Genomic DNA, 7,164 nt, shown 5'->3' on the forward strand with positions numbered 1-7,164 from the left:
GGCCCGCGCCTCCACCCGGTGCGTTTCCCCTTGACACCAGCTCAGGTCAAGGAGAAACGCACCGCCCCATCGCCTCCACCCGGACCCACTCCACCGCACCACCGTCCATCCGGTGCGCACCACTTCCACGCGCCGGCCGCACCGGTGCGCGCACCGCCCACCGAGTGGACCGCACCGGATGGACGTGGTGCGCGCACCACCGCATCAGGGCGCACCGGATCGGCGCGCACCCACCGCACCGGTGCGCTCTGCCCCGGTGCGGTGGTGCGGTCAGTGGTGCGCACCGGGTGCGGAGTGCATCGCGTGCGCGAGCACCAGGTGCTCATCGCGCATCGCCTCCAGGGCGTCGGCGGTGTCCGGGCGCTCGGGGTCCGGGATGACGTTCACCGTGAACCGGATGATGCTGCGGGCGATGCCCAGAGCCGCCGTGACGGGGGAGTCGCGCGCCCAGTCCCGCAGCGCGGACAGCAGCGCGCACCCGACCTCGTCCAGCGCGAAGGAGTCCGCGGACAGCTCTGCCTCCCCGTCCACGGCCGTGGCGGGCCCGACGATGTCCTCGGCAAGCCGCAGCAGGACGACCGCGAGCTCCGGGTCGGCTTCCGCCCGTCCGGCGACGGCGGCGCCGCCACCCATCTGCAGCGCCAGGAGGTAGTCGAAGCCGCGCTCCACCTGCTCGGGCGTCAGCGGGGTACGGGGCGGGATCAGGTACGGCATGGAGGTCTCCTCAGATGGGTGGCGCCGCGCTGATCGCGACGACTCCCAGCAGCCTCGGTCGATCACCCTGTGGACAGAGACCAGAGATTTCTCCCTGCTGCGTCCAGGGTGGTCGGCCCGACCACGAACCCGACCGCACCCCCTTGTCGACCTCTGCTACCGCCCCGACCACGCCCCCTTGTCGACTTCTGCTGCCGCCCGGCCACGGCCGCGTTTCCCCTAGACAGGGTCCGCTACCGCCCCCCGTCAGACCGCGGACAAGGGGGTCGGCCGCACGCTGTCCGTCTCCCCGACCACCCTGGCCGGGGCCGCGAAGGAGACAAGACGATGACGACCACCCACCCGAGGACCGGGCAGCGGGACCGCATGGGCCGCTCACACGGGGAGGCCAGCCCGGGGCGGTCACGCCCAAGGGGGGTCCCTGGGCGCCCACTTCAAAGGCCCCTCGGGAACCCCCTTTGGAGCCCGACACCCCCGCACGAAGGAAAACCCCTAGTCAGAGGCATAATCGGCGCGAAAAACGCGCCGTCACAACCCTCTTATCTCCTCTATATGTCTGTAGTGGAGGAGATCATCGGGTTCCGGGGGGCCCGGACGCCCTCCCAGGCCGGGCGCGGCCAGCGGCAGCAGCCGCGGCGGTCGGTCGGCGGCCGGTCGCGAGCAACGAGGGAGAGGGAGCAGGGCTGATGACGGGGAAGCGGAAGACCAACCCGGCGGGGTCGACGAACAGCTATCGCGGCGACGTGCTGCGCGTGCTCGGAGCGCTGAAGGTGGCCACGGCTGATCAGATCCAGCGGATCGGCGCCCCGCACCTGACTCACCGGCACGCCGACAAGGCGACCCCGTCGAAGCGGAAGCAGGCCCGCACCGCCTCACACACGGGCGCGCTCTCCGACATGCGCAAGCACGGCCTGTCGGAGAACGGCGGCTCCACCGAGACCGGCGACTCCCTGCGCAACCTGACCCTCAAGGGCCTGGAGGCCGCCTCCTACGAGCTGCGGCGCCCGGTGACGGAGATGGGCTCCACCGCGCGCGGCGCGGGCTCCAGCGGGGCCTCTCACCCGATGGCCGTCAACGAGACCGTGATCGCGATGCTGCGCCCGAAGCCGAACATGGCCAAGCTCGCCGACGACCCGCCGCACGTCCAGGCCGCCGCCCAGGCCGCCGTCGACGGACCGGACGGCATCGGCACCATCGCCTCGTACTGGACCGAGGTCCCGCTGCCGGCGACCGGCACCTGGAACGCGCCCGGCAAGGGCGGCGCCCAGGCCGACCTCGTGCTCACCGCCCCGCAGGACGGGGTGCCGCTGCTGTTCATCGAGGTCGACAACTGCCACGAGACCGCGGAGGAGCTCGCTGCGAAGCTGGAGAAGTACGCACGCTTCTTCAAGCGGAAGGCGAAGGACACCGACGGCAAGGAGCGCCCGATGTGGCGCACACGCTGGACCGCACCCGAGGCTCCGTACGGGGAGGCGCCGCACCCGCCGGTGCTGCTGGTGTTCAACCACATCGGGGAGCGGAACCCCAACCGCACCGTCCCGCGCCTGCAAGAGCTGACCCGTCACCTGTGGCAGGGGGAGCGGCAGCGGGGCGGCCACCATCTCTACGACCGGAAGATCCCGATCATCGCGGTCGGGTTGAAGAACCTCCGCGAGCACGGCCCGTCCGGCGCCGTGTTCGCACGCTTCGGTCGTGCTCACCCGCAGCCGCTCCTGGAGGCGATCGGCAACCCCCGCTTCGAGGCTGCCCAGGCCCGTGAGGCAGAGGAGGCCAGGACCCGGGCGGCGGCGTACCAGGCAGACCGACGGCGGGCAGCACAGGAGCAGGCGGCGAAGCAGGCCGCTGAGCGCGAGGCCCGTCGCCCCGTGTGCACCGGCTGCGGGACGAAGTTCACCGACGCCCGCTGGGACGCGGTACAGCCGAAGGACTGGGGCACCCCGAAGGACTCCCACCCGAGCCTGTGCGACGGCTGCAAGCAGACGGCCACCGCGGCCGCCGCCAGTCCGGCGGCCGGGACGCGGGGGCGCCAGGAGCAGCCGCACACGGACGTGGACCCTCACGAATTCCGGTGGAGGACCGAGCGCCCTCGCTGCTCTCAGTGCGGTGCGGCCTTCACTGACGAACGGTGGAAGGAGGCGGACCGCATCACCGGCTGGGGCGAGAAGGACCCCCACCCGACGCTGTGCGGGACCTGCAACCAGCGACACGAGACCGACGGGTACGACGCCTGGGGCCTGACGCCGCCCGAGCCGGAGCCGGAGCAGCAGCCGGCTGTGCCCGAGCAGAAGGCCACCGGCTGGCTCTCGCGCCTGCGCCGCTGAGCCGGGGACGCCGCCGGCGGCCGGGTACACGTACCGGTCTGCCGCCCGGCTGCCGGTTCGGCTGACCCGACGACAGCGGGGCCGGACAGGATCACCCTGCCCGGCCCCGCTGCTCGTTCCCGGCTGCTCACCGGCTGAGTCGGATGCGCGGCCCCCACGCGAACTCGAGGTCGTCCAGGAAGACGGTCTCCAGCTCCTCCTCCCACCGACCGCGCAGCAGGAACGGCGCGGCCTCCATCCGCTCCAGGATGACCAGGGTCTCGGGCTGACCGACCAGCGCGTACCGGCCGTGCGAGGCGGGCCTGCTGCCCGGCCCGTACGCGCGCAGCAGCTCCTCCAGGCGGGCGCGGTGGTCCTCCACGAACGCCTCCAGGCGCTCGATGTACCCCGCGCGTTCGTCGTTGGCCACCGCGCTCAGCGCGGCGTCCAGGAAGTCCGACCCGTCCGGCCAGTGGCGTGTCCCCGGCGCGGCCACCGCCCACGGGAAGCGTTCCGCCGCCGCCAGGACGTCCGTCGCCTCCAGCGGCGGCACCGGGGCCGGGACGGGTTCGTCCGCCGTCGTCGCCTGCGGGGCGGGGGAGGCCGCCTGCTGGACGTGGGCGAGCAGCATGGCGCTGGAGGCGGCGCGCCCGCGCCCCGCGTGGGCGGTGGTGTCGGCGATGCGCAGCAGGTAGCTGGCGACGTCGCGGACCCCGGCGAACCAGCCGTCCTCGAACCGCGGCTCCGACTTGTGCGGGGGACTGCTCTCGGAGATCCAGGTATGGGCGCCGGCCACCGCCCCGGCCTCCAGCTTCGCCACGATGTCGTCGGCCTGCTCGTGTCCGATCCCGACGGCGGCCAGGGCCTGGAAGACCGTCAGCCGCGCCGCCGTGGCCTCGTGCTGGTGGTGGCCGATGGCGGCCAGCTCCTGGCCGTACGCGTCGGCGTCGTGCTGCTCGGTGCTCACGGGGTGCCTCCCTTGTCTGCTCGGGTGCGGTGGGCGACCCAGTCCGGATCGCGTACGGGCACCGGCACCGTGGTGTCGGCGGCGGGGGTGCGCATGATGCGCCAGCTGGTGAGCGGCGCGGAGACGACGTGGACCAGGACGACGACGGCCTGCCGCACGACGCCGCCCCGGACCCACGCCCCGGCGTGGCGGACCTGATCGGCTGCCCAGTCACCCGCCCGCCGCCACGGGCGCAGCCGTCCGAGCAGATAGCCAGCCGCGAGCGCGGCGGCCGCGATGACGACGACGTCCACCATCAGGACCACCGCATCCCGACCTTGGACAGCTGCTCCACCCGCTCCGGCGACAGCCCGGCGGCCCGACTCCGCTGGTTGTTCACCCACGCCCCCAGCCGGTACTGGTCCTCCTGGCCGTCCTCGGAGAGCACGGTCTCCACGTGCTTGCGCGGCACCTTGAGGTGCCCCTCGCGCTCGAAGAACTGCCGGGCGGCACCGAGGTGGGCGTTCCACTTGTCGGCCTGCGTACGGGGCCGCTGCGGCTTCTCCTCTTCGGGCGCGGGCTCGATCCCGAGGACCTGCTCGCACATCCACTGCTGCACGGTCGTGAGCTGGTCCCACCCGTACCGCACGGACTGCACCCACCGCCCCAGGTCCTCGCCCTGGCGTACGACGTCGCCCGCCTCGGTGGGCAGCGTCCCGCCCGCGTCCAGGTGCATCCGCACCAGGTGGAAGGCACGCTGCCAGGTCACCGGCCAGGCCGGGCACCAGGAGGCGTCGATCTCCTCCAGCTGCTCGCGCCGCTCGGTCGACAGCGCCCCGGCCGACGACTGAACCGGCAGCCCCTCGGCACGCCGACGCTCGTTCTCCGCGGCCTTCCGGGCGGCGGCCCGCGCGTTCTTGAGCCAGATGCCCACCGCCGCGCCCTGGAAGGTGGCGTCCAGCGGCGCCAGGAGGTGCCCGTTCTCGGCAGCCCACCCGCGCGCGGCCGTGAGGCCCTCCTCCCAGGCGACGTCGAAGTGCGACCAGATCATGCCGAGCTTCTCCAGCTGGGCGACGCGGTCCTCGTCCATCTCGTCGCGGGCGTAGAACCGGCGCGCATCGGCGGTCCACTGCCCCAGCGGGAAGCCCGCGAGCGAGGCCGGCCACCCCTCGCCTTCGGCCTCCTGGCCGTCGACGGCGGCGGGCACGCGGAACGTGAACGGCACCCGCAGGTCGCCGTGCACGCGGGCGTAGATCACGGCCGCTTCCACGCCGCGCCGCCAGTGCTCGTGTTCCGGGTTGAGGACGCGCAGGTTGATGAACGCGGCGAGGGCGGCCGGGTCGCGGGGCGTACTGAACTTCAGCAGGGCCTTGGCAGGGGCGCTGACGCCTCCGGAGCCGTCGCCGCTCCCGCCCGTGCTCTTCGCGCTGGTGTCCTTGCTGACGGGCTTGTAGCGGCTCGGGGCCTGCTGCTCCGCGAGGGTCTCCACGATCCTGGCGTCGTGGGCTCGCAGCGCCTCCAAGAGCTTGGCGAGGCCGCCGAACGCCCGGCTCGTGAGCATGTTGTCGGCCGTCTCCCCGGGCCCGAGCAGGACCGGAACGACCAGGCTGGCCATCTTGCCCTCGCCCGGCTGCATCCGCAGCGCCCGGCCGACGGCCTGGACGAGGTCGGGCATCGAGCCGCGGACGTCGGCCCAGTAGACGGAGTCGCAGTTCTTGGTGTCGACGCCCTCGCCCAGGACCTTCACCGAGCACAGGAAGCACTTCTCCACGACGGTGCCGTCCGTGGCGATCCCGGCCGCGAACTCCCCGAGGAGCCGGCGGCGGTGGAGCGGCTTGTGGTCGCCGCACAGCCAGTCCGCCCAGATCGTCTTCGGGTACAGCGCGGGGTCGGAGGCGTGCAGCTGCGCGGCGACGTCCGGAAGGCCGGCCGCGAACGCTTCGGCTTCCTTGACGACGTGGTGGAAGACGAGCGTGCGCCGGAAGCCCTCTTCGGCGGACGCCTTCACCAGCGCGGTCTGGAGCGCGGCGAGCCGGGCCCCGCGGACCTCTGCCGAGCGGCCTTCGGCGCCCAGGAGCTGCGCGGCCTGGAGGGCGGTGTCGGTGACGTCCACGCATACGACCTGGTAGGGGGCACAGATTCCCCGGTCGATGGCCTCCGAGAGCGTCAGGGTGAAGCAGCGACTGCCGAAGGGGCCCTCGGGGTCATCTTCCATGCTCGCCACCAGCTCGCCCGGGGCGCCGGCCTCGTCCTCGTCCCCGAGCTGCCACAGCCGCGGCGTGGCAGTCATGTAGAGGCGGCGCAGGGACGGGATCTTCTGGTTGTCGTGGACGACCGCCCACGGCTTCCCGATCCGGCCCGAAACGCGGTGGGCCTCGTCCACCACGATCAGGTCCCAGGCTGCGAGGCCCCCGGCGTGCGCCCGCTCCAGCGTGCCCAGCCCGAGGCTCGCGTACGTGGCGTACACGGTCACCTTCTCCAGGCCCCGCGTCCACTCCACCAGCTCGTCCACGTCCGTGGTGTTGGGGAAGGACACCTCCTCACCCCGCAGCGAGGACACCCCGATCATCGGCCCCCGGCGGCCCCCCTCGCGCCACGCGGCCTCGGTCTGGGCGAGCAGGTCCAGCGAGGGCACGAGCACCAGCACACGGCCCGCGTGGAGCTCCTCCGCGCTGCGGACCGCCACCCGGGTCTTCCCGGACCCGGTCGCCATGATCACCTGTGTCCGAAGCCCACGCTCGGGCACAAGCGATCTTGCAGGCAATTCGAGGGCGCGCACGACCGCGTCAATGGCTTCTCGCTGGGCTGCCTCGCGCTGGTCAACGCGGTTAGTGGTCGACATATCCGTCTGCCTTCTCGTGGATGCCGTCCGGTCGACTGGAGCGGCGGGAAACGGGAAACCTGCACCTAGAGAGCCTGTGGAGAGCTAGGGTCGAACTGGCGCGGTCGGCTTGTGGCTCTGCCTCACCGATCACTGGTCGGGCCGTGTGGTGGATCTCGAAAACCTCTCGGAGCGCTCCGGGGTGGGGTGCTCTGAGTCCAGAGTCTATCCCCCTACCAAAAAAGAGACACACCGAATCCCGAGATTCCCCCTAACGTGGCCGAAAGCTGTTAGTCTTGCCTTATTGCAAGCCCCCGAGTGACCTTGACGGCCCCTCAATCCGTACGCCCGCCCCGAGAGGCCGGCCCCCGTACTTCCTCACC

The 7,164-nt window shown here is 72.4% G+C and carries 5 protein-coding genes; 1 reads left to right on the top strand and 4 read right to left on the bottom strand.

Features of this window, described 5'->3' with window-relative positions; all coding sequences use genetic code 11:
- Window positions 1–270: 270 nt before the first annotated feature.
- Window positions 271–714 carry a hypothetical protein gene (locus ACFZAT_RS32700; RefSeq protein ID WP_391269448.1) on the bottom strand — a complete coding sequence of 148 codons (444 nt, stop codon included), beginning with the start codon at window positions 712–714 and terminating at the stop codon, window positions 271–273.
- A gap of 686 nt (window positions 715–1,400) precedes the next feature.
- On the opposite strand from ACFZAT_RS32700, the gene ACFZAT_RS32705 reads away from it, so the two are divergent.
- The gene (locus ACFZAT_RS32705) at window positions 1,401–3,035 is read left to right on the top strand and encodes a replication-relaxation family protein (RefSeq protein WP_391269450.1); all 1,635 of its coding nucleotides are present in this window, start codon (window positions 1,401–1,403) and stop codon (window positions 3,033–3,035) included.
- A 127-nt stretch (window positions 3,036–3,162) separates the two neighbouring features.
- On the opposite strand, the gene ACFZAT_RS32710 is transcribed toward ACFZAT_RS32705, so the two are convergent.
- The 3 genes from ACFZAT_RS32710 to ACFZAT_RS32720 are packed head-to-tail and all read right to left on the bottom strand — an operon-like array spanning window position 3,163 to window position 6,802.
- A complete protein-coding gene (locus ACFZAT_RS32710; protein ID WP_391269451.1) occupies window positions 3,163–3,981 on the bottom strand; it encodes a hypothetical protein in 819 nt (272 codons plus the stop codon).
- The gene (locus tag ACFZAT_RS32715; protein WP_391269453.1) at window positions 3,978–4,277 is read right to left on the bottom strand and encodes a hypothetical protein; all 300 of its coding nucleotides are present in this window, start codon (window positions 4,275–4,277) and stop codon (window positions 3,978–3,980) included. The genes ACFZAT_RS32710 and ACFZAT_RS32715 overlap by 4 nt, the downstream gene beginning before the upstream one ends.
- Window positions 4,277–6,802 (bottom strand): Helicase associated domain protein, encoded by a 2,526-nt coding sequence (locus ACFZAT_RS32720; RefSeq protein WP_391269455.1) that lies wholly within the window; start codon window positions 6,800–6,802, stop codon window positions 4,277–4,279. Before ACFZAT_RS32720 ends, ACFZAT_RS32715 begins: the two co-directional genes overlap by 1 nt.
- Between the last annotated feature and the right edge of the window lie 362 nt (window positions 6,803–7,164).

The sequence above is a fragment of the Streptomyces sp. NPDC008163 genome (assembly GCF_042956885.1).
In the GTDB taxonomy this organism is placed as follows: Bacteria; Actinomycetota; Actinomycetes; order Streptomycetales; family Streptomycetaceae; genus Streptomyces; species Streptomyces drozdowiczii_A.

Bases quoted from the DNA above. Each gene is read 5' to 3' on its own strand.
- ACFZAT_RS32700 (WP_391269448.1), bottom strand. From the start codon at position 714: ATGCCGTACCTGATCCCGCCCCGTACCCCGCTGACGCCCGAGCAGGTG.
- ACFZAT_RS32705 (WP_391269450.1), top strand. From the start codon at position 1,401: ATGACGGGGAAGCGGAAGACCAACCCGGCGGGGTCGACGAACAGCTAT.
- ACFZAT_RS32715 (WP_391269453.1), bottom strand. From the start codon at position 4,277: ATGGTGGACGTCGTCGTCATCGCGGCCGCCGCGCTCGCGGCTGGCTAT.
- ACFZAT_RS32720 (WP_391269455.1), bottom strand. From the start codon at position 6,802: ATGTCGACCACTAACCGCGTTGACCAGCGCGAGGCAGCCCAGCGAGAA.